General features: G+C 74.5%; 23 protein-coding genes. 3 read left to right on the top strand and 20 right to left on the bottom strand.

Annotated features, from left to right (window positions below):
- The first annotated feature begins 32 nt into the window (after nucleotides 1-32).
- Both ACOQFB_RS10240 and ACOQFB_RS10235 read left to right on the top strand, forming a co-directional pair.
- On the top strand, nucleotides 33-1439 hold the full coding sequence (locus ACOQFB_RS10240) for a cytochrome c3 family protein (protein WP_421610532.1): 1407 nt from the start codon (nucleotides 33-35) through the stop codon (nucleotides 1437-1439).
- Nucleotides 1440-1519: 80 nt separating this feature from the next.
- Nucleotides 1520-2176 (top strand): hypothetical protein, encoded by a 657-nt coding sequence (locus ACOQFB_RS10235; RefSeq protein ID WP_421610533.1) that lies wholly within the window; start codon nucleotides 1520-1522, stop codon nucleotides 2174-2176.
- Between the two features lie 7 nt (nucleotides 2177-2183).
- On the opposite strand, the gene ACOQFB_RS10230 is transcribed toward ACOQFB_RS10235, so the two are convergent.
- The 14 genes from ACOQFB_RS10230 to ACOQFB_RS10165 form a co-directional block, all read right to left on the bottom strand.
- Nucleotides 2184-2582: a (deoxy)nucleoside triphosphate pyrophosphohydrolase gene (locus ACOQFB_RS10230; protein ID WP_421610534.1), complete on the bottom strand. Its 399-nt coding sequence runs from the start codon at nucleotides 2580-2582 to the stop codon at nucleotides 2184-2186.
- The gene (locus ACOQFB_RS10225; RefSeq protein WP_421610535.1) at nucleotides 2579-3670 is read right to left on the bottom strand and encodes an outer membrane protein assembly factor BamB family protein; all 1092 of its coding nucleotides are present in this window, start codon (nucleotides 3668-3670) and stop codon (nucleotides 2579-2581) included. Before ACOQFB_RS10225 ends, ACOQFB_RS10230 begins: the two co-directional genes overlap by 4 nt.
- Nucleotides 3667-4398 (bottom strand): tetratricopeptide repeat protein, encoded by a 732-nt coding sequence (locus ACOQFB_RS10220; RefSeq protein WP_421610536.1) that lies wholly within the window; start codon nucleotides 4396-4398, stop codon nucleotides 3667-3669. Before ACOQFB_RS10220 ends, ACOQFB_RS10225 begins: the two co-directional genes overlap by 4 nt.
- A 112-nt stretch (nucleotides 4399-4510) precedes the next feature.
- On the bottom strand, nucleotides 4511-5908 hold the full coding sequence (gene der / locus ACOQFB_RS10215; protein WP_059437596.1) for a ribosome biogenesis GTPase Der: 1398 nt from the start codon (nucleotides 5906-5908) through the stop codon (nucleotides 4511-4513).
- A complete protein-coding gene (gene era / locus ACOQFB_RS10210) occupies nucleotides 5905-6837 on the bottom strand; it encodes a GTPase Era (protein WP_059437597.1) in 933 nt (310 codons plus the stop codon). The genes der and era overlap by 4 nt, the downstream gene beginning before the upstream one ends.
- A 77-nt stretch (nucleotides 6838-6914) precedes the next feature.
- Nucleotides 6915-7421 (bottom strand): peptidylprolyl isomerase, encoded by a 507-nt coding sequence (locus ACOQFB_RS10205; protein WP_421610537.1) that lies wholly within the window; start codon nucleotides 7419-7421, stop codon nucleotides 6915-6917.
- A 59-nt stretch (nucleotides 7422-7480) separates the two neighbouring features.
- The gene (locus ACOQFB_RS10200) at nucleotides 7481-8173 is read right to left on the bottom strand and encodes a peptidylprolyl isomerase (RefSeq protein ID WP_421610538.1); all 693 of its coding nucleotides are present in this window, start codon (nucleotides 8171-8173) and stop codon (nucleotides 7481-7483) included.
- 55 nt (nucleotides 8174-8228) lie between these two features.
- Nucleotides 8229-9386, bottom strand: coding sequence for a ribonuclease III (gene rnc, locus ACOQFB_RS10195; protein ID WP_421610539.1), 1158 nt, complete (start codon nucleotides 9384-9386; stop codon nucleotides 8229-8231).
- 15 nt (nucleotides 9387-9401) lie between these two features.
- On the bottom strand, nucleotides 9402-10436 hold the full coding sequence (gene meaB / locus ACOQFB_RS10190) for a methylmalonyl Co-A mutase-associated GTPase MeaB (RefSeq protein ID WP_421610540.1): 1035 nt from the start codon (nucleotides 10434-10436) through the stop codon (nucleotides 9402-9404).
- Nucleotides 10436-11749: a hypothetical protein gene (locus tag ACOQFB_RS10185; RefSeq protein WP_421610541.1), complete on the bottom strand. Its 1314-nt coding sequence runs from the start codon at nucleotides 11747-11749 to the stop codon at nucleotides 10436-10438. Before ACOQFB_RS10185 ends, meaB begins: the two co-directional genes overlap by 1 nt.
- Nucleotides 11750-11815: 66 nt before the next feature.
- Nucleotides 11816-12955, bottom strand: coding sequence for an acyl-CoA dehydrogenase family protein (locus ACOQFB_RS10180; RefSeq protein ID WP_421610542.1), 1140 nt, complete (start codon nucleotides 12953-12955; stop codon nucleotides 11816-11818).
- A gap of 8 nt (nucleotides 12956-12963) precedes the next feature.
- The gene (locus tag ACOQFB_RS10175) at nucleotides 12964-14538 is read right to left on the bottom strand and encodes an acyl-CoA carboxylase subunit beta (protein WP_421610543.1); all 1575 of its coding nucleotides are present in this window, start codon (nucleotides 14536-14538) and stop codon (nucleotides 12964-12966) included.
- 50 nt (nucleotides 14539-14588) lie between these two features.
- Nucleotides 14589-15362 carry an enoyl-CoA hydratase-related protein gene (locus tag ACOQFB_RS10170; protein ID WP_059437605.1) on the bottom strand — a complete coding sequence of 258 codons (774 nt, stop codon included), beginning with the start codon at nucleotides 15360-15362 and terminating at the stop codon, nucleotides 14589-14591.
- A 1-nt stretch (nucleotide 15363) separates the two neighbouring features.
- Nucleotides 15364-16290: a hydroxymethylglutaryl-CoA lyase gene (locus ACOQFB_RS10165; RefSeq protein ID WP_421610544.1), complete on the bottom strand. Its 927-nt coding sequence runs from the start codon at nucleotides 16288-16290 to the stop codon at nucleotides 15364-15366.
- Between the two features lie 130 nt (nucleotides 16291-16420).
- On the opposite strand from ACOQFB_RS10165, the gene ACOQFB_RS10160 reads away from it, so the two are divergent.
- Entirely contained in the window at nucleotides 16421-16705 is a 285-nt protein-coding gene (locus ACOQFB_RS10160) for a rhodanese-like domain-containing protein (protein ID WP_059437614.1), read from the top strand.
- Nucleotides 16706-16874: 169 nt separating this feature from the next.
- On the opposite strand, the gene thiC is transcribed toward ACOQFB_RS10160, so the two are convergent.
- The 6 genes from thiC to glpX all read right to left on the bottom strand — a co-directional run bounded on the left by thiC (nucleotide 16875) and on the right by glpX (nucleotide 21848).
- Nucleotides 16875-18278 carry a phosphomethylpyrimidine synthase ThiC gene (gene thiC / locus ACOQFB_RS10155; RefSeq protein ID WP_421610557.1) on the bottom strand — a complete coding sequence of 468 codons (1404 nt, stop codon included), beginning with the start codon at nucleotides 18276-18278 and terminating at the stop codon, nucleotides 16875-16877.
- A 198-nt stretch (nucleotides 18279-18476) separates the two neighbouring features.
- Complete coding sequence (gene eno / locus ACOQFB_RS10150; RefSeq protein WP_421610545.1) at nucleotides 18477-19766, bottom strand: phosphopyruvate hydratase; 1290 nt, start codon at nucleotides 19764-19766, stop codon at nucleotides 18477-18479.
- Nucleotides 19767-19854: 88 nt separating this feature from the next.
- The gene (locus ACOQFB_RS10145) at nucleotides 19855-19980 is read right to left on the bottom strand and encodes a hypothetical protein (protein WP_272946348.1); all 126 of its coding nucleotides are present in this window, start codon (nucleotides 19978-19980) and stop codon (nucleotides 19855-19857) included.
- Nucleotide 19981: 1 nt separating this feature from the next.
- Nucleotides 19982-20161 carry a hypothetical protein gene (locus ACOQFB_RS10140; RefSeq protein WP_059437608.1) on the bottom strand — a complete coding sequence of 60 codons (180 nt, stop codon included), beginning with the start codon at nucleotides 20159-20161 and terminating at the stop codon, nucleotides 19982-19984.
- A 261-nt stretch (nucleotides 20162-20422) separates the two neighbouring features.
- On the bottom strand, nucleotides 20423-20866 hold the full coding sequence (locus ACOQFB_RS10135; RefSeq protein ID WP_059437609.1) for a type II toxin-antitoxin system RatA family toxin: 444 nt from the start codon (nucleotides 20864-20866) through the stop codon (nucleotides 20423-20425).
- Nucleotides 20867-20882: 16 nt separating this feature from the next.
- Nucleotides 20883-21848 (bottom strand): class II fructose-bisphosphatase, encoded by a 966-nt coding sequence (gene glpX, locus ACOQFB_RS10130; RefSeq protein ID WP_059437610.1) that lies wholly within the window; start codon nucleotides 21846-21848, stop codon nucleotides 20883-20885.
- Nucleotide 21849 lies beyond the last annotated feature (1 nt).

The raw sequence follows: 21849 nt of genomic DNA, 5'->3' as shown, positions 1-21849 counted from the left end.
GCAGCGGATTCCGCGCGGCGCAGGAGCGCCTCATGCCCTCGTCCCATCGCGGCACCGACTGGCTGCGTCACCCGGTGAGCCTCGCCGGCGCCGGGCTGGCCACGGTCTCGGGCGTCCTCGTGGTGGTGCTGTTCGCCGCCAGCCTGCTCGGTCTGGAGGGTGGCCCGTACCTGGGCATCCTGGCGTACCTGCTGCTGCCGGGGCTCCTGGTGCTGGGGCTGCTCCTCGTGCCGGTGGGCGCGGCCCTGGAGCGCCGCCGGCTGGTGCGCCTCGCGGCCCGGGGCGCGCCGGAGCCGCCGCTGCCGGTGATGGACCTGAACCAGCCGCGCACCCGCCGGCGGCTGCTGGTGTTCCTGGGGCTCACCACCGTGAACCTCCTCGTGCTCGGCATCGCCTCGTACAAGGGGCTCGAGGTGATGGACTCGCCGGCGTTCTGCGGGTCGTGCCACAGCGTGATGGACCCGGAGGCCTCCGCGCACCGGCGCTCGGCGCACGCGCGGGTCGCCTGCGTCGAGTGCCACATCGGGCCGGGCGCGAGCTGGTTCGTGAAGTCCAAGCTCTCCGGCGCCTGGCAGGTGGTGTCGGTCGCGCTCGACCTCTACCCGCGGCCCATCCCCACGCCGGTCCAGAACCTGCGCCCGGCGCGCGACACGTGCGAGCAGTGCCACTGGCCCACCAAGCTGGTCGGCGACCGGCTGAAGGTGATCACGCGGCACGCGGGCGACGCCGCCAGCACGCCGCTCCGGACCGTGCTGGTGGTGCACGTGGGCGGGGCGCAGGGGCTCGGGGCGCGGACCCGCGGCATCCACTGGCACGTGGATCCCGGGGTGCGCATCCGCTACCTCGCCGACGAGAAGCGCGACGCGATCGGCACCGTCGAGCTGACCGGCCCGGACGGCGCGCGCGCCACCTTCCGCTCGAAGGCGTCCGCCGGCGAGGCAGGCTGGCGGGAGATGGACTGCGTGGACTGCCACAACCGGCCCACCCACGTGTACCGGTCGCCGGAGGACGAGGTGGACGCCGCGCTGGCGGCGGGGCGCATCGACGCGGCGGCGCTCCCGTTCGCGCGGCGCGAGGCGCTGAAGGCGCTGCGCGCCGAGTACCCGTCCCACGAGGCGGCGCGGGCGGGGATCGCCGCGGCGCTCGGCGCGTTCTACGCCGGGCCCGAGGGCGGCGGCGCGCCGCGCGAGGCGGTGGAGCGCGCGGCCCAGGAGCTCGGCGACGCCTGGGCGCGCAACGTCTGGCCCTCGATGCGGATCGGCTGGGGGACCTACCCGTCGCTCCTCGGCCACGAGGCCGCGCCCGGGTGCTTCCGCTGCCACGACGGCGACCACGAGACCGAGGACGGCCGCGCCATCCGCGCGGACTGCGACCTGTGCCACGAGCTCCTGGCGCAGGAGGAGAAGGACCCGCCCATCCTGAAGCTGCTCGCCCCGTGAGAACGTTGGAGGCCAAAGCGTCCTCGCCGGCGCGCGCTTCCGCTCCCGCCCCGGCGGCACGCGTGATAGCGTTGGCCGCCATGCCGATGCCCCGAGCCGTGCTCGCCACCGCGCTCGCCGCCCTGCTGTCCGCAGGGTGCGAGCGCTCACCGCAGCCCGCCGCCGGCGCGCCGGCGGAGCCCACGCCGCCCGCCGCGGCGCCCGCGCCACCCCCGGCGGCCGCGCCGGCCGCTTCCCCCGACGCGCCCGGCGCCCCGGCGCCCGCCGCCGCGGACGCGCCCTCCCCCGCGCAGCCGGCCGCCCCAGCGGCCGCGCCGGGCCCCGCCGGCGCCTTCACCGTGCTCCGCGACCCGGTCGCGCTCGAGCCGGGCGGCGCCACGCTGCCGCTCGCGCTCCAGGCCGAGACGGTGGTGGACCCCGGCGCGCACTTCCGCCTCGACCTCACCGTCGCCAGCGCCGACGCGCGGCTGGTCCTGCTCGACGCGAACGACGCGGCGGTGGCGGCGGCCGGCACGCACGACGTGGGCACCACCACGCGGCTGACCCTGTCGCCCTCCGAGCCGCTGCGGCCGGGCAGCCGCTACACCCTGCGGCTCGACGGCGCCAGCACGCGCGAGTTCCACGACGCGGCCGGCAAGGCCTACGCGCCGGCCGGTCTCGCCGTGCTCGTCGCGGGGACCCCGCCGCCGCCCGAGCCGAAGCCGCAGCCCGCGAAGCGCAAGCGCCGGGCGCGGTGACGCCGGATCAGCTCCGCGAGAGGCGCTCGAGCTCGCCCAGGACGGCGCGGTCCGCCTCGAGGAAGTCGTAGGCGGCCAGCGTGCCGGCGGGCGCCCAGGCGATCTCGGCCACGCCGATGGCGCGGGGCGTCGCCCCCGGCGCGAGCGCGCCGGCGTAGAACGCCAGCTCGACCTCGAGCGTGGGGTACCGGTGCTCGTGCCGGAGCAGGAGCGCGCCCACCTCGAGCTCGCAGCCCAGCTCCTCGCGGATCTCGCGCCGGAGCGCGTCGGGCTCGGACTCGCCCGCCTCGACCTTGCCGCCGGGGAACTCCCACTGGCCTCGCTCGCCGTCGCGGTCGGGCCGGCGGGTGACGAGGATGGCGTCGCCCCGGCGGACGACGGCCGCGACCACGCGGATCCGCTTCACCGCAGGTCGAGCGCGAGCAGGTCGCCGCCGTTGGAGAGCACGTAGACGCGCTCGCCGCCGACGCCCGGGGTGGAGGAGATGCCGGTCCCGGGGTCGAGCACGCGCAGCGTGCGCCCGCTCGAGGCCTCCAGGAAACGGAGCCCGCCCTGCCCGGCGGGCACGAGCACCCAGGGCCCGGCGATCACCGGCGCGCCGCCGCCGGGCGCGCCCCCCAGCGGCGCCGTCCAGAGGACGCTGCCGGCCGCCGGATCGAGCGCGTGGACCGAGCTGGAGGTGACCGCGAACAGCGCCCCGCGCCCGAGCACCAGCCGCGCCGCGCCGGGGGCGCGAAAGGCCCAGATCGGATCGCCGGTGGCGGCGTCCATCGCCAGCACCGCGCCGGAGAACGCGGTCGCGTACAGCTGCCTGCCGTCGAGCTGGATCGCGTCCACGTCGAGGTAGTCGCCGGCCGGGGCCACCGTGCGCTCCCAGCGCGCCGCGCCGTTCGCCACGTCGAGCGCCGCCACCCATCCGTCGGAGTAGCCGGCCCACACCGTGTCGCCGCGGACGACCGGCCAGGCGGCGCCGCGGACCGTGAACCCGGCGCGCGCCTCGCGCCGGTGGTGCCACTTCCAGGCGCCGGTCTTCGCGTCCACCGCGAAGAGCGTGTCCTGCAGGCTCATCACGAAGACGGTGCCGCCCGCGACGGCCGGGCGCGTGCCCAGCTCCTCCTTCGCGTCGTACCGCCACAGCTCCTTGCCGGTGGCCATCGCCAGCGCGTAGAGCCGCCCGTCGGTGCAGCCGACGTAGGCGACGCCGTGGTCGATGGCGGGCGGCGCCCAGAAGCTCCCGGCGGTGCGCAGCTCCCAGGCGACCGTGCCGTCCGGGCGGAGCGCGTGGACCCAGCCGTCGCGCGTGCCGAACACCGCGTACCCGGTCTCCGGGTCCACCGCGACGCCGCCCGGCTCGAGCGGGCGCGACTCCATCGCCTGCGGCCCGACCACCGGGCGCATCCAGGCGATGCGGTAGAGATCCAGCGGGCCGGCCGGCAGGCGCGACGACACGCCCGGCCCCGCCGCCAGGGCGAGCGCCAGCGCGAGCGCCGTCACTCCTTGCCACCCAGCCGCGCGAGCCGCTCGGACGCCTCGGGCGTGAGCAGCGAGTCCTTGTGCTTCTCCGCGAAGCCGGCCAGCAGCGCCCTGGCCTCCGACGCCTTGCCCGCGGCCGCGAGCACGCGGGCGCGCTCCAGGTCGGCGCGATCGGCCATCTTCGGCGCCTCCGCGGCCAGCCGCTCGTAGGCCTGCGCCGCGCCGGCGAGGTCGCCCTTCGCCTCCCGGACCAGCCCGACGCCCTCGAGCGCGCCGAAGCGGAACGAGTCGTCGGCGGGGGCGTCCTTCAGGTAGCGCTCGTAGGACGCGAGCGCGGCGTCCCACTCGCCCAGCTTGTACTGCGCGTCGCCGCGGGCCAGCTCGGCCATGAGCGCGGGGCCGGTGCCGGCGTGCGCCGCGATCACCTTCTCGGCCTCGGCGATGATCGCGCGCTGCTTGGCCTCCTGCGTCGGGAAGAACGGCCCGGGCACGCCGGGGAGCGGCACGCTCGACACCTCGCCGCCGATGGCCGCGAGCAGCGCCGAGGCGGCCGCGCCGGCGGCCTGCTCGCGCTGCGCGCGCAGCGCCGAGACGGCCGCGACGATCACCAGCACCGCCACCACCGCGCCACCCGCGATGACGAGGTGCTTCTTCCGGGAGGCGGCCCAGCTCGCGGCCTGCGTCGCGGCGACCTGGAACTTGTCCGGCTCCTTCATGTCCTTCCGGGTGATCACGGTGTCCTTCGACATGGCGCCTCTCGGGTGCGTGCTCGGCGAAAATGTGAGGAAAACCGGGCCAATCTAGGCGGGTACCCGGGGGGCGTCAAGCGAAAGCCCGCCCCGCCGGGCCGGCCCCACCGCCCTACTCGCGCGGCCGGCGCGGCCGCGAGCGGTGCTGGCGCTCCTTGAACACGAGGCGCATCGGAACCTCCAGCCCGAACGCGTCCCGGAAGCGGTTCTCGATGTAGCGGCGGTAGTGGTCGGTCAGGCCGTCCGGGTGGTTGGCCTGGATCACGAACGTGGGCGGGGCGTAGGCCACCTGGGCGACGTAGTAGAGCTTCACGCGGCGCCCGCGGGCGACGGGGGCCGGGTGCTCGTCCTGGAGCGCCTCGAGGAGCTCGTTGAGCTGCGGGGTCGGGAAGCGCGCCCGGTACTGCTCCACCAGCCGCGCCGCCTTCTCCAGCACGCGGTGGACCCCGCGCCGCTCCTTCGCCGACACGAACAGCATCGGCGCGAAGGCCACGAACGGCAGCCGCTTGGTGAGCTCCTTGCGGTACCAGTCCTGCGTGGCGCCCTCGCGCTCGGCGATGTCCCACTTGTTCACCACGACGACGAGCGCCTTGCCCTTCTCGGCCACCAGGCCGAGGAGCCGCGCGTCCTGCTCCACGCCGGCCTCGGTCGCGTCGAGGAGGCACGCCACCACCTCGGCCTGGTCCATCGCCTTCATGGCGCGGACCACCGAGAACGACTCGACCTTCTGCGCGATGGAGCGCTTGCGCCGGATGCCGGCCGTGTCGGTGACCACGAAGCGCCGCCCCTTGTGCTCGACCAGCGAGTCGATCGCGTCGCGGGTGGTGCCGGGCACGTCGGAGACCACGAAGCGCTCCTCGCCGAGCAGCGCGTTCACGAAGGTGCTCTTGCCCACGTTGGGCCGGCCCACGATGGCGAGCCGGATGTCGCCCACCGGCCGCGCCTCCTCGGAGACCTCCTGCGGCTCGTCGGCCTCCTCGGGCGGCGGCGGGAGCGGCGGGAGCGCGAGCTTCTCGACGATCGCGTCCACCAGCCCGGACACGCCGCGCCCGTGCTCGGCGGAGACGGCGTGCACCTCGCCGAAGCCGAGCCCGTAGAACTCGGCGAGCGGCACGTCCTCCTCGGTGCGGGCGGTGTCCACCTTGTTCACCGCCACGAACAGCGGCTTGCCGGCGCGCCGGAGCAGGTCCGCCACGGCGCGGTCGAGCGCGGTGAGGCCGTCGCGGCCGTCCACCACCAGCACGACCACCGAGGCCTCGTCCACCGCGAGCTGGGCCTGCTCGCGCACCTGCGACATGAGCCGGTCGCGCGACTCGGGCTCGAAGCCGCCGGTGTCCACCACCGAGACCGCGCGGCCCTCCCAGATCACGTCGGCGTAGTTGCGGTCGCGGGTGACGCCGGGCACGTCCTCCACGATGGCGACGCGCCGGCCGGCCAGCCGGTTGAACAGGGTGGACTTGCCGACGTTGGGGCGGCCCACCAGCGCCACCACGGGACGGGGCGGGCTCACAGGCCGAACCTCTTCAGCGCGCCCTCGCGCTCGCTCCAGCGCTCGTCCACCTTCACCGTGAGCGACAGGAACACCTTGCACCCGAGCAGCCGCTCCAGCCCCTCGCGCGCCCGCGTGCCGATCTTCTTCAGCATCGCGCCCTGCTTGCCGATCACGATGGCCTTCTGCGAGTCGCGCTCGACCACCACCAGCGCCGAGATGCGGACCAGCCCGCCGCGCTCGCGCCGGTCGGACTCGTCGAACTCCTCCACCTCGACGGCGGCCGAGTACGGGATCTCCTGCCGCGTCTGCAGCATCACCTGCTCGCGCACGTACTCCGCCGCCAGCGCGCGCTCGGCCTGGTCGGTGAGCACGTCGGGCGGGAACAGCGGGGCGTCGGACTCGGGCAGCAGCCGGACGAGCGCCTGCACCAGCGTGTCCACGTTCTCGCCGGTGAGCGCCGAGAACGGGACCACGTCGGCCCAGTCGTGCAGCCCGCGGTAGGCGTCGATGACGGGCAGCAGCGTGGCGCGGGGCGCGCGGTCCATCTTGTTGACGCCCAGCACCGCCGGCTTCCGGGCGCGCCGGACCTCCTCGATGGCCCAGCGGGTGGACTCGCCCACCTCGACGCGGCCCTCCGGGCCGGTGCCGGCCTCGATGAGCATGAGCACCGCGTCCACCTCCGAGAGCGTGGAGAGCGCGGTCTCGACCATGCGCCGGTTGAGCGCGCCCTTGGCCTTGTGCAGGCCGGGGGTGTCGAAGAACGCCACCTGCGCGCCCGGGACGTTGTGGACGCCCAGGATGCGGGTGCGGGTGGTCTGCGGGCGGGGGCTGACGATGGCCACGTGCTCGCCGAGCACGCGGTTGAGGAGCGTGGACTTCCCCACGTTCGGCCGGCCGACGATGGCGACGAAGCCGGCGCGGAACGGGGTCTTCTTCTTGCTGGCCATGGAGGTGATCGCGCCCGCGGCCCGTCCGCCGAGGCGGAGGGACGCGGGCGCCCGGGTTCCTTCGGTGTGGCGCCGCCCTAGGGCTGCGCGCCGCGGGTGATGGTGACCTTCTCGAGCTTGACCTTGGCGTTGCCGGCGCGGGTGATCTTCGGGACGAGGTCCCCGCCCTTGACCACCTCGCCGAAGATGGTGTGCCCCTTGTTCAGCCAGGGCGTCTCCACCTCGGTGATGAAGAACTGCGAGCCGTTCGTGTTCGGGCCGGCGTTCGCCATGGCGAGCAGGCCGGGCTTCGAGAACACGTTGTCCGGGCCGATCTCGTCCTCGAACCGGTACCCCGGGCCGCCGGTGCCGGTGCCGAGCGGATCGCCGCCCTGGATCATGAAGTCCGGGATGACGCGGTGGAACACGGTGCCGTCGTAGAGCGGCTTCGTCACCTTCTGGCCGGTGCGCGGGTCGGTCCACTCGCGCGTGCCCTCCGCCAGCTCGACGAAGTTCTTCACGGTCTTGGGCGCCTTCTCCGGCAGCAGCTTGACCACGAGGTCGCCCATCGACGTCTGGAACGTCGCGTAGATCTGCTCGGCCATGCTTCACCTCTCCCGGCGCGCCGCCGGGTGGCGGGCCCGCGCGCGGGCCCGGGTTGTCCCTACTTGCAGGTGGGGCGCTCGGCGGTGATGGTGACCTTCACCAGCCGCGTCTGAGAGTTGCCGGCGCGGGCGATCCCGCCCACCAGGTCGCAGCCGCACACGCCCTGCCCGAACCGCGTGTAGCCGCACACGCCGGACTTCGAGTCGCAGGCCCGCGGCTCGAGCTGCGGCACGCGGTCCCCGGCGCCCTCGGTGATGAAGAACTGCGAGCCGTTCGTGTTCGGGCCCGCGTTCGCCATGGCGAGGACGCACGGCTTCTCGAACAGCTTCGTCCCGGGCGCCGGCAGCTCGTCGTCGAACTTGTAGCCCGGCCCGGAGACGCCGAACGGGAGGTCCTTCTGCGCGGAGCTCCCGAGGGGCGCGCCGCGCGTGGCGGGGTCGCCGCCCTGGATCATGAAGCCCGGGATCACCCGGTGGAACAGCAGGCCGTCGTAGTACGGCGCCTTGCGCTGCTGGCCGGTGAGCGGGTCGGTGAAGGGCTTCTTGCCCTCGGCGAGCTGGACGAAGTTCTCGACCGTCTTCGGCGCCTCGGCCGGCAGGAGCTTCACGCCGATCTTGCCGCGCGAGGTCTCGAACACGGCGTACAGGTCCTTGCCCTTGGCCGGGGCGGCCGCGGGGGCCTGCGCGCGGGCGGACGGCGGGAGGGCCAGCGACACGAACAGTGAAATCACCAGAAGGGAGGAGCGCGTCATGCGGCGGGATGCTAGTCGCGGGTGGGGGCCCCGGCAAATGGAAAGACGGCGCCCCTCAGCGCCGGGGGCGCGCCCCCTTGCGGGCTCCCTTGGCGGTGACCTTGGCGCCCTTCCCTGCCGCGGTGGCCTTCCGCGTCGCGGCGGCCTTGCGAGGGCGGGCCGGGGCGGCGGCCTTCCGCCCGCCGGCCGGGGCGGCGCGGCGGCGCCGGGGGGCCGCGGCGTGCGGCGGGTGCTCGGGCGCGGGCGCCTCCACGCCGGCCGGGTCGCGCTCGGTCCGAGGGCCTTCCGGCTCCGGCGCGGGCGCGACCGCCTCCGGCGGCGGCGCGGGCCGCGCGGGCTCCGCCTCCGCCTCGGCGGCCGCTGCCGGGACGGCGGGCGCCTCCGGGACCTCGGCCGGCGCCGCCGCGGCGGACGGGGACGCGGCGGGCTCCGCCCCGGCCTGGCCGGCCTCCAGCGCCAGGCGGCGGCCGAGCGCGTCGAGCGCGAGCCGCGCCGCCGCCTGCTCCGCGTCCTTCTTCGATCGCCCGGCGCCGCGCCCCAGCACCTCGCCGCGCAGGTCGGTCTCGACCTCGAACGTCTTCGAGTGGTCCGGGCCGTGCTCGGCGACCACGCGGTAGCGCGGGGTGGCGCGCAGCCGGCTCTGCGAGAGCTCCTGGAGCTGCGTCTTGAAGTCGCGGTCCAGCGTGCCGGCCGCGGCGCGCGCGAACGCCTCGCCCAGGAAGCGGTCCACGAAGGAGAGCACCGCCGGGAGCCCCTGCCCGTGGTAGATGGCCGCGATCACGGCCTCCATGGCGTCGGCGAGCAGCGACGACTTCTGCCGGCCGCCGGTCAGCTCCTCGCCGCGCCCGAGGCGAAGCAGCGGGCCGAGGTCGAGCGTGCGGGCCAGCTCGGCCAGCCCCTGCTCGTCCACCACCGCCGCGCGCATCTTCGAGAGGTCGCCCTCGCGCGCCGACGGGAAGCGCTCCATGAGCCGGTGCGACACGGCCAGGTCGATCACCGCGTCGCCCAGGAACTCCAGCCGCTCGTTGTCCTGCAGCCCGTCCTCGCGGTGCTCGTTCACGTAGGACTTGTGCGTGAGCGCGGCCAGCGCGGCCTGGCGGTCGGTGACCGCGATGCCGAGCCGCGCCTCCAGCGCGCCCACCGGGTCGAGCGCCGGGTCCGGCTCCGGCGGCGCGCCCGCGGGCTCCTGCGCTGGTCCTCGATCCTCGCCCATCGTCGGCTCTCCCGCTCAGGCCCGCAGCAGCGCGGCCAGCTCGTCCGCGAGCTGGTACGGATCGGCGCTCCGGGCCGCGATCCGCTCGGCCACGGCGTCGAGCCGCCCCTTCTCCGCCTCGAGGCGCGCCAGCGCCCCGGCCAGCAGCCGCTCCCGCAGCACCGCCACGAACGCGGCGCGGGCCCGGGCCACCTCGCGCGCGCGGCGCCCGCCGGTGGCCTCCAGGTGGGCGCGGTGCGCGTCCACCGCCGCGATCAGCTCCGCCACGCCCTCGTCGCGCACCGCCACGGTGCGGACGATGGGCGGCTCCCAGGCCGCCTGCGCCGGCCCGGAGGGCGGCACGGGGCCGCCGGTGAAGCGGTGCGCCGCGTCGTGGTCGGCCGGCGCGGGCCCGAGGCCCATGACCGTGCGGCGCAGCTCCAGCATGGTCTGCAGGTCGCGCACGGTCCGGTCGGCGCCCTCCCGGTCGGCCTTGTTCACCGCGAACACGTCGGCGATCTCGAGCACGCCCGCCTTGATGGCCTGGACGTCGTCGCCCAGCCCCGGCACCGCCACCACCACCACGGTGTGCGCCAGCGTGGCGACCTCGATCTCGTCCTGCCCGACGCCGACCGTCTCCACCAGGATGACGTCCTTGCCCATGGCGTCCATCACCTGGACGAGGTCGGAGGTGGAGCGCGAGAGGCCGCCCAGGTGGCCGCGGGTGCCGAGCGAGCGGATGAACACGCCCTCGTCGAGCGCGTGATCCTGCATCCGGATCCGGTCGCCCAGGATGGCGCCGCCGGAGAACGGGCTGGTCGGGTCCACGGCGATCACGCCGACGGTCTTGCCCAGCCGGCGGTAGTGGCCGATGAGGCGGTCGGTGAGCGAGGACTTGCCCGCGCCGGGCGCGCCGGTGAGGCCCACCACGTAGGCCCGGCCGGTCCGCGGGAACAGCGCCCGCAGCGTCGCCTCGGCCTCCGGGAGCCGGTCGTCGAGGTCGCGCATCAGGCGGGCGGCGGCGCGGACCTCGCCCGCGAGCACGCGCTCTGCGATGGATGGGGATGACATCAGTAGGCCGCCGCCTCGGGGACGAAGTTCGCGACGAGGATCGCGCTGGACATCTTGCGCGGCGCGCCCATGGGCTGCCGCTGGCGATCGAGCTGCCGGTAGATCACGCTGCCGTCCTGCACCTGGTCGATCTGGATGAGCAGGCGCCAGCCGCCGCGGTCCTGGGCGAACACCGCCTCGAAGTCCGAGCGCTTCAGGACGCGCGCGGCGCCGTAGGGCCGGCCGTCGATGTCGGTGCCGACGTAGCGGACCTCGTCCGGCCCGGCCTCCTCCACCACCACGCTCATCACCCAGATCTCGCCGGGGTGCGGCATGAGGTGGCTCGGCACCTCGGAGGGCGCGGCCGGGGCCGGCGCGGGCGGCGGCCCCGGGTCCGCGCCGGGATCCGCCGCGCCCAGCGCGAGCGCCACCACCTTGGCCGTCCCCGGGAAGCTGGCCAGGTCGAAGCGGTCCGACCAGACGTCGCCGTTCGGGCCGATCACCCGCCCCTTGAACCGGGTGCCCATCTCGCGGCTGGCCACGAAGCGGTAGCGGGTGTTGCCGTAGGCGAACTCCTTCACCAGCTCGACCATGGCGTTGGGCGCGAGCATCGCGTCGTCGCCGAAGACCTGCGCCAGCGCCGCCAGCGTGAGCGCGTTGCGCGGCGCGGGCGTGGCCGCGAGCGTGGGCGCCGCGGTCGGGGCCGGGGTGAGCGCGGGCGCGGCGGCGGCGGGGCGCATCCGCGACACCGAGGCGACCAGGTAGATCTCGAGGTCGGTGGGGCTGGCGAAGTCGGAGAGGTCGAGCGTGGGGAAGTCCGGCGCGACCTCGAACGGCCGCCCGCCCACCGGCGCCACGCGCGAGACCCGCACCGACTCCGGCCCGCCCAGCACCTCGAACGCGTGGGTGGCGGTCTTCACCAGGGCGCGGACCGCCAGGCGCTCCGGGTCGAGCGCCGTCTCGAGCCGCAGCGAGCGCATCCGGGCGGCGAGGTCCTGGAGCGCCGCGGTGCGGCGCCCGAGCGCCTGCGCGACCGAGACCTCCAGGCCGGTGGCCCGCTCGTGCTCGTAGAAGTTCACCTCGCCGAGCGCGGAGAGCGGCGCGTCCAGGAACCGGAGGTGGTCGTGGCCGGTGACGACGAAGCGGCCGCGGGGGATCGTCTGGCCGGTGACGGGGTGCTGGACCCGCCCGGCGAACGCGAGCTCGCCCTCGAGCGTCTCGCGGTCGGCGCCGAGGCGGACGGGGATCCCGAGCGCGGACAGCTTGCGCGAGGCGATCTGGTTCAGGCGCTCGCGCGGGATCTTTCCGATGATGGTGTGTTCGCCTTCGCCCATGTGTCCCACGCGCGCGGGGCGCGGGCGCTCCCGCCCGTCCGGCTCGCTCCCCTTCCGCGCGAGAGACTACCTCAGAATCTCCCGCGAGATGACCATCCGCTGCACCTCGCTCGTCCCCTCGCCGATCTCGGTCAGCTTGGCGTCGCGGAAGTGGCGCTCCACCGGGAAGTCGCGGGTGTAGCCGTAGCCGCCGTGGATCTGGATGGCGCGGGAGGTGGCGCGCATGGCCGCCTCGCTGGCGTAGAGCTTCGCCATGGAGGCCGGCGCGCCGAACGGCTGGCCCGCGTCGCACATCGCGGCCGCCCGCCGGACCAGCAGCCGCGCCGCGTCGAGCTCGGTGGCCATGTCGGCGAGCATGAAGCCGATCGCCTGGAACTCGGCGATGGGCCTCCCGAACGCCTGGCGCTCCTTCGCGTACGCCCGGGACTCCTCCAGCGCGCCGCGGCCGAGCCCCACCGCCAGCGCGCCGATGGTGATCCGGCCGCGGTCGAGGATCTGCAGCGTGTCGATGAAGCCGTGGTCCACCTCGCCGAGCCGCTGCGCGTCCGGGACCTCGACCTCGTCGAGGAACAGCTGCGCGGTGTCGGAGCTGCGCATCCCGAGCTTGCCGTGGATGGCGCGCTGGCTGAACCCCTTCATGCCCGGCTCGAGGATGAACGCGGTGATCCCGTGGTGGCGCCGCCCCGGGTCGGTGCGGGCGAGGACCACGAAGCTGCCGCCCACCGTGCCCTGGGTGATGAACGTCTTCGAGCCGGAGAGCACCCAGCCGTCGCCGCGGCGCGCCGCGGTGGTGCGCATCGCCGACGCGTCCGAGCCGCTCCCCGGCTCGGTGAGCGCCCAGGCGGCCAGCCGCTCGCCCGTCGCGAGCGCCGGCAGGTAGCGCTCCTTCTGCGCCTCGGTGCCGAAGCGCGCGATGTGGCCCGTGCCGAGCCCGTTGTGGCTCGCCACGGTGAGCGCGAGCGAGCCGTCGTGGCGCGCCAGCTCCTCCACCACCACGGCCACCGCGAGCGCCCCCATCCCGGCCCCGCCGTACCGCTCCGGGACGGTGATGCCGAGCAGCCCCATGGCGCCGAGCTTCGCCACCACCTCGCGCGGGAAGGTCTCGCTCGCGTCCCACGCGGCCGCGTGCGGCCTCACCTCCGCCTCGCAGAACGCGCGGACGGTCCGCTGGATCTCGACCAGCTCCTCGGGGAGTTCGAAGTCCATGTGGGCTCCTAGACCGGGAGGACGCCGCGCTTGCGCTCGCGGGGCGGCTCGTGGCCGGCGGCGTAGATCCGGAACCGGCGGGAGAGCTCCTCGCGCAGCCGCTCGCCGGGCACCACCGCGTCCACCACCAGCTCGCTCGCCAGCTTCAACAGGTCGATGTCGGCGCGGTACTCCTCGCGCAGGGCCTCCACGTAGGCGGCCCGCTCGGCCTCCGGCTTCTCCTGGATCTTGTTGAAGAAGACCGCGTTCACCGCGGCCTCCGGCCCCATCACGGCGATCATGGCCTCGGGCAGCGCCAGCGTGGCGGACGGGCCGAACGCCGGGCCGTCCATGGCGTAGAGCCCGGCGCCGTAGGCCTTGCGCACCACCACGCAGATGCGCGGGACGGTCGCCTCCGACACCGCGCTGATCATCTTCGCCCCGGCCCGGATGATGCCGGCCCGCTCGACCTTCGTGCCGATCATGAACCCGGGCACGTCGGCGAGGTACAGCAGCGGCACGTTGAACGCGTCGCACAGCCAGATGAAGCGGGTGGCCTTGTCGGCGGAGTCCACGAACAGCACCCCGCCCTTCACCTTCGGCTGGTTCGCGACGATCCCGACCACCTGGCCGTCGATGCGCGCGAGCCCGGTGACGAGCTCGCCGGCCCAGAGCCGCTTCACCTCCAGGAACGAGCCCTCGTCCACGATCGCCCCGACCAGCTCGAGCATGTCGAACGGCTTGTTCTGGTCGCGCGGCACGATGTCGGCGGGCGCGCGGGCGCCGGGGCGCGGCGGCCGGGCCGGCGCCTCGGGCGGCAGCGCGCGGTGGCTGGAGGGCAGGTACGAGAGCCAGCGGCGCGCCAGCGCGATGGCCTCCTCCTCGGTCTTGACCAGGAAGTCGCCGCAGCCGGACACCGAGCAGTGCATGCGCGCGCCGCCCAGCTCCTCCAGCGAGACCTTCTCGCCGATGACCATCTCGGCCATCCGCGGCGAGCCCAGGTACATGGACGCGTTCCCCTCGACCATGATGACCACGTCGCAGAACGCCGGGATGTACGCGCCGCCGGCGGCCGACGGGCCGAACAGCAGGCACACCTGGGGCACCACGCCGGAGAGGTGCACCTCGTTGTGGAAGATGCGCCCGGCGCCGCGCCGGCCCGGGAACATCTCCACCTGGTCGGTGATCCGCGCGCCGGCCGAGTCCACCAGGTAGAAGAGCGGCAGCCGCTGCGCCGCCGCGACCTCCTGGATGCGCAGGATCTTCTCGACCGTCCGCGCGCCCCAGCTCCCCGCCTTCACGGTGGAGTCGTTCGCCATCACGCACACCGGCCGGCCGTCCATCCGGCCCATGCCGGTGACGACGCCGTCCGCGGGCAGCTCCGGGTCGAGCGCGTTCGCGAGCGCGCCGTCCTCCACGAAGCTCCCCGGGTCGAGCAGGAGCGCGATCCGCTCCCGCGCGAAGCGCTTGCCCTGCTCGGCGTTCTTGGCGTGGTACTTCGCCGCGCCGCCCTGCTCCACCCGCCGCAGCTCCCGCGCGATGCGCGCGTCCGGCGACTCGTCTCGGGCCACTGCGCCACCTCCGGGCGTTCCGTCCGCGTCCATGATGCCTTCCCCCGTCGTGTCCTCGCGGTGCGCTGCGCGCCCCGGCTCGCTCACTCGCCGGTGAACACCGGCGCGCGCTTCTCGGCGAACGCGGCCAGCGCCTCGCGCCGGTCGCGGGTGCCGAGGCAGTCCTGGTACATCCGGTGCTCGAGCGCGAGCGCCTCCTCGAGCGGCAGGTGGAACCCGCCGTCGATGGCGCGCTTCGCCTGGCGCAGCGAGACCGGCGCGTTCCGCGCGATGCGCCCGGCGAGCGCGAGCGCCTCGTCCAGGAGCCGGCCGGGCGGCGCGATCTGCGTGACGAGCCCCATGGCGAGCGCCTCGGCGGCGCCGATCCGCCGGGCCGTCAGCACGAGGTCCTTCGCCCGCGCCACGCCCACCAGCCGCGCCAGCCGCTGCGTGCCGCCGCCGCCGGGGATGATGCCGAGCGCCACCTCCGGCAGCCCGAGCTGGGCCGAGTCGGCGGCGATGCGCAGGTCGCAGGCGAGCGCCAGCTCCAGGCCGCCGCCCAGCGCCGCGCCGTTCAGCGCGGCCACGAACGGCTGCGGCGCCTGCTCGATGCCGCGGAGCGCGTCGCGCAGCCCCTCGTGGAAGCGGTGCACGTCGTCGGCGGACATCCCGGCGCGCTCCTTGAGATCGGCGCCGGCGCAGAACGCCTTGTCGCCGTCGCCGGTGATCACCACGCACCGCAGCGCCCGGTCGGCCCCGGCGCGCGCGAGCTGCTCGCGCAGCGCGCGCAGCAGCCCCGTGGTGATCGAGTTCCGGCGCGAGGCGCCGTCGATGGTCCACACCTCGACCGCGTCCCTGCGCTCGACCCGGAGATCCATGTCAGCCTCCCGCCCGCGCCAGCTCCGCCTGCAGCGCCTTGCCCGGCAAGGTCCGCCCCACCAGCCGCTGCGCCAGCGCGCCGGCGGCCACCAGCTTCCGGAAGTCCACCCCGGTCTCGAGCCCCATCCCGTCGAGCATGTAGACGAGGTCCTCGGTGGCGAGGTTGCCGGAGGCGCCCGGCGCGTACGGGCAGCCGCCCAGGCCGCCGATCGACGCGTCGAAGGTGGTGACGCCCTCCTCCAGCCCTGCCAGCACGTTCGCGAGCGCGGTGCCGCGCGTGTCGTGCATGTGCAGCGCGATCTGCTCCGGCCGGGCGCGGGCGCGCAGCAGCGCCAGGATGCGGCGGGTCTGGTTGGGCGTGCCCACGCCGATGGTGTCGCCGAGCGACACCTGGTGGCAGCCGAGCGCCAGCAGCCGCTCGACGATGTCGGCGGCGCGCCCGGGATCGACCGGGCCCTCGTACGGACAGCCCCACACCGTGGAGACGTACCCGCGCACGCGGAGCCCGCGGGCGAGCGCCGCCGGGACGAGCGCCTCCAGCTCGCCGAGCGTCTCGGCCACGGTGCGGTTCAGGTTCTTGCGGTTGTGCGTCTCGGACGCGGAGAGGAACACGGCGGCCTCCACCGGCGGGTGCCCCTCGCCCGCGCGGGACAGCGCGACCGCGAGGCGGTCCAGCCCCTTCGCGTTCGGCACCAGCACCACGTACGAGGTCCCGTCCGCCGCGGGGAGCGCCGCCGTCACCTCCGCCGCGTCGGCGAGCTGCGGGATCCAGCGCGGCGAGACGAAGCTCGACGCCTCGATGCGCCGCAGCCCCGCGGCCGCGAGCGCCCCGATGAGCGCCAGCTTGTCCGCGGTCGGGACGGTGCGCGCCTCGTTCTGGAGCCCGTCCCGCGGGCCGACCTCGTACACCGTCACCCGGTGGGCCATGTGGCGGATATTAAGGCCCAGGTCCGAGCCGGACCGGTGATCCCGCGTGGGTCCGCGCGGGGCGATGCCGCCGCCGGTGCCCCCGGTTAGCTCACCTCCCCGGACCCCGAGAACCCCACGAGAGGTGAACATGAACCGGATCCTGCGTCTCACCGTGCTCGCCGCGGCGGCCCTCGCCGCCGGCGCCGGCACCGCGCGCGCCGAGGGCGCGCCGTACCGCGAGGCCACGGTGGACGAGGTGGCGAGGCTCCTCGCCACGCCCGGCGCCCGCGCCTTCGACGCGAACGGCCCGGAGACCTACGCGAAGGCCCACCTGCCCGGCGCCACGCTCGTCGCGTACCGCACCTACGAGGCGCGGGAGCTGCCGGCGGACAAGGACGCGCCGCTGGTCTTCTACTGCAAGAACACGCGTTGAAGCGCGAGCCACGAGGCCGCCCGGCGGGCGGCCAGCTTCGGGCACCGCAACGTGTACGTGATGCCGGCCGGCATCGACGGCTGGGTGGCCGCCGGCAGGCCGGTGGAGAAGGGGCCGCCCCAGGGGCGGTGAGGTGAGGTCCGCGTGAGGCTCGCGCCTCCAGGCCCGCCTACGGGAGGACCTGGAGGCCGCCGGCCGGCTTCTCGGCCGCGCCGTTCGCCGCGCCGTTCGCCGCCGCGTCCTGGGCGGCGGCGGCCTCGGCGAGGTGGCCGTGGATCTTCATCGAGCAGAACTTCGGCCCGCACATCGAGCAGAACTCGGCCGACTTGAACGCCTCGTGCGGCAGCGTCTCGTCGTGCTTGGCGCGCGCGGTGTCCGGGTCGAGCGACAGCTCGAACTGCTTGTTCCAGTCGAACGCGTAGCGCGCGCGGGAGAGCGCGTCGTCGCGGTCGCGGGCGCCCGGCCGGTGGCGCGCCACGTCGGCCGCGTGGGCCGCGATCTTGTAGGCGACGATGCCCTCGCGGACGTCGTCGATGTCCGGCAGGCCGAGGTGCTCGGCCGGCGTGACGTAGCAGAGCATGGCCGCGCCGTGCTGCGCCGCCACCGCCGCGCCGATGGCGCTGGTGATGTGGTCGTAGCCGGGCGCGATGTCGGTGACGAGCGGCCCGAGCACGTAGAACGGGGCCTCGCTGCAGAGCTCCCGCTCCTTCTCCATGTTCATGGGGATCTGGTCGAGCGGGACGTGGCCCGGGCCCTCGACCATCACCTGCACCCCGTGCTCCCACGCCTTGCGCGTCAGGTCGCCGAGCGCCTTCAGCTCCGCGAACTGCGCCGCGTCGGACGCGTCGGCGAGGCAGCCCGGGCGCAGCCCGTCGCCCAGCGAGAACGTCACGTCGTAGCGCTTGAAGATCTCGCAGATCTGCTCGAAGTGCGTGAAGAACGGGTTCTCCGCCTTGTTCGCGAGCATCCACTGCGCCATGAGGGCGCCGCCGCGCGAGACGATGCCGGTGATCCGGTGCGCCGCGAGCGGGATGAAGTCCCGCAGGACGCCGGCGTGGATGGTCATGTAGTCCACGCCCTGCGCCGCCTGCGCCTCGATGATCTCGAGCATCAGCTCGGGCGTGAGGTCGGCCACGTCCTTCACGTGGGCCAGGCACTCGTAGATGGGCACCGTGCCCACCGGGATCGGGCTGGCGCGCAGGATGGCCTCGCGGATCTGCGGGATGTCGCCGCCGGTGGAGAGGTCCATCACCGTGTCGGCGCCGTACTTCAGGCACACCCGCAGCTTGGCCAGCTCCTCGTCGATGTTCGAGGTGACCGCGCTGTTGCCGATGTTCGCGTTGATCTTGCAGCAGGCCGAGATGCCGATGGCGAGCGGCTCGAGCTCGGGGTGGCGGACGTTCGCCGGGATCACCATCCGGCCGCGGGCCACCTCGGCGCGGACCAGCTCGGCCTCGAGGCGCTCGCGCGCCGCCACGAACGCCATCTCCTCGGTGACCACGCCGTTCCGGGCGTAGTGCATCTGGCTGACGTTGGCCTGCCCACGACGCTTCGCGATCCAGTCGGCGCGCATGCTCTTCACCTGTGACGGGAGGGTCGATGCAAGGGACGTGAAGCTAGCGAGCGGCCGCGGGCGTGTCAATGCGCCGCGCCCGGAAATCCGTGTGGCCGGGCGCGGGGTTGCGCCCGCACCCGGGGCGCGTGTGGCGGGTCGCTCGGGCGCGGCGTGGCGGGCCCCGGCGCGAGGTCCGGGGCCCGCTCGCCGGGAGGCTCAGCGGAGGGCCTTGAACGCGCCGCGGCCGGCGTACCGGCCGGACGTGCCCAGCTCCTCCTCGATGCGGAGGAGCTGGTTGTACTTCGCGATGCGGTCGGTGCGGGACGCCGAGCCGGTCTTGATCTGCCCGCAGTCGCAGGCGACCGCCAGGTCGGCGATGGTGGTGTCCTCGGTCTCGCCCGAGCGGTGGCTCATCACGCTGGTGTAGCCCGCGCGGTGCGCCATGCGGACCGCCTCGAGCGTCTCGGTGAGCGAGCCGATCTGGTTCACCTTCACCAGGATCGAGTTCGCCACGCCCTGCTCGATGCCGCGGGACAGGCGGGTCACGTTGGTGACGAACAGGTCGTCGCCGACGAGCTGCAGCTTCCCGCCCAGGCGCTCGGTCAGGAGCTTCCAGGTCGCCCAGTCGTCCTCGTCGCAGCCGTCCTCGATCGAGACGATGGGGTACTTGGCGGCGAGCTGGGCGTAGTACTCGACCAGCCCCTTGCCGTCGAAGCTCTTCCCCTCGCCCTCCAGCTCGTACTTGCCGGCCTTCTTGTCGTAGAACTCGCTGGCCGCGCAGTCGAGCGCGAGCGCCACCTGCTTGCCGGGCTCGTAGCCGGCCTGGCCGATGGCCTCCATGATCACCGCGAGCGCCTCCTCGTTCGAGGCGAGGCTCGGCGCGTAGCCGCCCTCGTCGCCCACGCCGGTCGCCGCGCCCTTGCCCTTCAGCACCTTCTTCAGCGCGTGGAAGATCTCGGCGCCGCAGCGGAGCGCCTCGGCGAACGTGGGCAGGCCGAGCGGCACGACCATGAACTCCTGGATGTCCACGTTGGAGTCGGCGTGCGCGCCGCCGTTCAGGATGTTCATGAGCGGCACCGGCAGCGTCCGCGCCCCCGCCCCGCCCACGTACCGGTACAGCGGCAGGCCGTGCGCGGTGGCGGCGGCCTTGGCCGCGGCCAGCGACACGCCCAGGACGGCGTTCGCGCCCAGCTTCGACTTGGTGGGCGTGCCGTCGAGCGCGAGCATCCGCGCGTCGAGGGTGGCCTGGTCGGACGCGTCGAGGCCGACGACCGCGGGCGCGATCTCGTCGATCACGTTCGCGACGGCCTTGCGGACGCCCTTGCCCAGGTAGCGACCCGTGTCGCCGTCGCGCAGCTCGAGCGCCTCGTGCTCGCCGGTGGACGCGCCGGAGGGCACCGCCGCCCGGCCCACGTCGCCGGTCCCGACCGCCACCTCGACCTCGACCGTGGGGTTGCCGCGGGAATCGAGGATCTCCCGCGCGGTCACGTTGATGATCTCGGTCATCCGCTGGTCTCCCCGAGCGCCCGGCGCGGTCGCCGCGCCCAGGGATCCGCTCGCAGGCCCGCGAATGTGCCCGCGCGCAGCCGATGGGTCAATCGGTTTTCCCGGCGAGGGAACGCGCGCGCGCCCGGGAAAACGACGGGCGCGAGACCGGCCGGTCCGCGCCCTCTCGATCGAGCGCTTCGCCGCTGGCGAGCGCCCGCTCGTCCCGGATCATCTCACCCGGAGTAGTCGATGATCACGACGCCGCGATCGCGGTCGCCGGGCTCGCGGTCGTCGTGACCGCGCGGCCCCTCGTCCGGATAGGAGGGCAACGGCAGCTCGACCGACGGACGGTCCTCGCGGCGCTGCTCGCGCTCACGCCGCTTGATCTCCTCGATGACGTAGGCGTCCAGCATGGCGGGTCTCCGGGCCATCGTCCTCGCTGCAGCTGCAAGTCGCGTTCCTCGCGACCTCGTTCCCCTCCTCCGTGGCGCGGTTCGCACTTCTTTAATGACGCACGGCCCCCTCGCGCCAATTCACTTCGCCCCCGCAGGGCCCCGTTCAGTAAAGCACCCGTCCCATACGGGGGTCAACTGCGCGCGGCAGGATGTGCGCGCCGGCGCGCAGGCCGCGCCTCCCGGTGCAAACGTTGCCGCGGCGACACCGCCTGCCGGATCTCAGCGCAGCGACTCCGCCCGCGCCTTGAAGGCCTGCAGGTTGCGGGGGAGGTTCACCTTGGTGAGCTCCTCGCTGATCTTGTCGATGACGGCCTGCGGGACGAGCGGCGGCTTGGAGATCAGGATCTCGACGGAGTAGTGCGCGCGGGTGCGGTCGCCCTCGGCGTGGAGCTCCCAGGAGCCGTTCGAGACCTTCATGAGCTCGCCAGACTGGAGCGACCAGGTCACCTTCCGCGGGCGCTCCTCCTCGTGCCGCAGCACGTACTTGAACCGCTTGATGCCGAGGTCGAGCTCGTACTCCACCCGCCTGCCCGGCCCGCCGGCGAGCACGCGGCAGCCCCTGATGCCCGGCACGAACTCCGGGTAGCGCGCGTAGTCCACGATCACGTCGTAGACGCGGTCGATGGGCGCGTCGATGAAGACCTCCTGCGTGACGACCGACATCGGGGCCTCCTGAGGGCTACCAGCCGTAGTCCGGGCTGCGGGTGAAGTGGTGCTCGGTCTCGATGTAGCGGATCGTCCCGGTCCGCGACCGCATCACGACGGAGTGCGTCCGGGCGCCGTCGCCGGTGAAGCGCACGCCCTTGAGGAAGTCGCCGTGGGTGACGCCGGTGGCGGCGAACATGACGTTGCCGCCGGCCAGCTCCTCCGCGCCCATGACCCGGTCCAGGTCCTTCAGCCCGTACCCGCGGGCGCGCTCGCGCTCGGCGTCGTTGCGGAACACCAGCCGGCCCTGCAGGTCGCCGCCCACGCAGCGGAGCGCCGCGGCGGCGATCACGCCCTCGGGCGCGCCGCCGATGCCCATCAGCACGTCCACGCCGGTGTCCGGGAAGCAGGTGTTGAGCGCGCCGGCCACGTCGCCGTCGCCGATGAGCTTGATGCGGGCGCCGGCCTCGCGGACCTCGCGGACCAGCTTCGCGTGGCGCGGCCGGTCGAGGATCACCACGGTGAGGTCCTCGACGTACTTGCCGAGCGCGTCCGCGACCCGGCGCAGGTTCTCGGTGGGCGTGCGGCGCAGGTCCACCGCCCCGCGGGCGCGCGGCCCGACCGCGATCTTCTCCATGTACGTGTCGGGCGCGCGCAGCAGCCGGCCCTTCTCGCCCATGGCGATGACGCTGAGCGCGTTGGGCGCCCCGGTGGCGCACAGGTTCGTGCCCTCCAGCGGATCCACCGCGATCTCCATCTCGGCGTCGCCGTCGCGGCAGCGCCCCACCTTCTCGCCGATGTAGAGCATCGGCGCCTCGTCGCGCTCGCCCTCCCCGATCACCACCTCCCCGCGGATGGCGATGTCGTTGAACGCCTTGCGCATGGCCTCGACCGCGGCCTGGTCGGCGCCGTTGCGATCGCCGCGGCCCATCAGGCGGGCGGAGGCCAGCGCGGCGGCCTCGGTGACGCGGACCACCTCGAGCGCGAGGTTCCGATCCATG

It is taken from the genome of Anaeromyxobacter sp. Red801, assembly GCF_049201065.2.
In the GTDB taxonomy this organism is placed as follows: domain Bacteria; phylum Myxococcota; class Myxococcia; order Myxococcales; family Anaeromyxobacteraceae; genus Anaeromyxobacter.
This window is presented reverse-complemented; position numbering and strand designations above follow the sequence as displayed.

Bases quoted from the DNA above. Each gene is read 5' to 3' on its own strand.
- ACOQFB_RS10170 (WP_059437605.1), bottom strand. From the start codon at position 15,362: ATGGATCTCCGGGTCGAGCGCAGGGACGCGGTCGAGGTGTGGACCATC.
- ACOQFB_RS10145 (WP_272946348.1), bottom strand. From the start codon at position 19,980: ATGATCCGGGACGAGCGGGCGCTCGCCAGCGGCGAAGCGCTCGATCGA.
- ACOQFB_RS10140 (WP_059437608.1), bottom strand. From the start codon at position 20,161: ATGCTGGACGCCTACGTCATCGAGGAGATCAAGCGGCGTGAGCGCGAG.
- ACOQFB_RS10240 (WP_421610532.1), top strand. From the start codon at position 33: ATGCCCTCGTCCCATCGCGGCACCGACTGGCTGCGTCACCCGGTGAGC.
- rnc (WP_421610539.1), bottom strand. From the start codon at position 9,386: ATGGGCGAGGATCGAGGACCAGCGCAGGAGCCCGCGGGCGCGCCGCCG.
- meaB (WP_421610540.1), bottom strand. From the start codon at position 10,436: ATGTCATCCCCATCCATCGCAGAGCGCGTGCTCGCGGGCGAGGTCCGC.
- ACOQFB_RS10175 (WP_421610543.1), bottom strand. From the start codon at position 14,538: ATGGACGCGGACGGAACGCCCGGAGGTGGCGCAGTGGCCCGAGACGAG.
- era (WP_059437597.1), bottom strand. From the start codon at position 6,837: ATGGCCAGCAAGAAGAAGACCCCGTTCCGCGCCGGCTTCGTCGCCATC.
- ACOQFB_RS10180 (WP_421610542.1), bottom strand. From the start codon at position 12,955: ATGGACTTCGAACTCCCCGAGGAGCTGGTCGAGATCCAGCGGACCGTC.
- ACOQFB_RS10165 (WP_421610544.1), bottom strand. From the start codon at position 16,290: ATGGCCCACCGGGTGACGGTGTACGAGGTCGGCCCGCGGGACGGGCTC.
- eno (WP_421610545.1), bottom strand. From the start codon at position 19,766: ATGACCGAGATCATCAACGTGACCGCGCGGGAGATCCTCGATTCCCGC.
- ACOQFB_RS10205 (WP_421610537.1), bottom strand. From the start codon at position 7,421: ATGGCCGAGCAGATCTACGCGACGTTCCAGACGTCGATGGGCGACCTC.
- ACOQFB_RS10185 (WP_421610541.1), bottom strand. From the start codon at position 11,749: ATGGGCGAAGGCGAACACACCATCATCGGAAAGATCCCGCGCGAGCGC.
- ACOQFB_RS10135 (WP_059437609.1), bottom strand. From the start codon at position 20,866: ATGTCGGTCGTCACGCAGGAGGTCTTCATCGACGCGCCCATCGACCGC.
- ACOQFB_RS10160 (WP_059437614.1), top strand. From the start codon at position 16,421: ATGAACCGGATCCTGCGTCTCACCGTGCTCGCCGCGGCGGCCCTCGCC.
- ACOQFB_RS10220 (WP_421610536.1), bottom strand. From the start codon at position 4,398: ATGTCGAAGGACACCGTGATCACCCGGAAGGACATGAAGGAGCCGGAC.
- ACOQFB_RS10200 (WP_421610538.1), bottom strand. From the start codon at position 8,173: ATGACGCGCTCCTCCCTTCTGGTGATTTCACTGTTCGTGTCGCTGGCC.
- thiC (WP_421610557.1), bottom strand. From the start codon at position 18,278: ATGCGCGCCGACTGGATCGCGAAGCGTCGTGGGCAGGCCAACGTCAGC.
- ACOQFB_RS10235 (WP_421610533.1), top strand. From the start codon at position 1,520: ATGCCGATGCCCCGAGCCGTGCTCGCCACCGCGCTCGCCGCCCTGCTG.
- glpX (WP_059437610.1), bottom strand. From the start codon at position 21,848: ATGGATCGGAACCTCGCGCTCGAGGTGGTCCGCGTCACCGAGGCCGCC.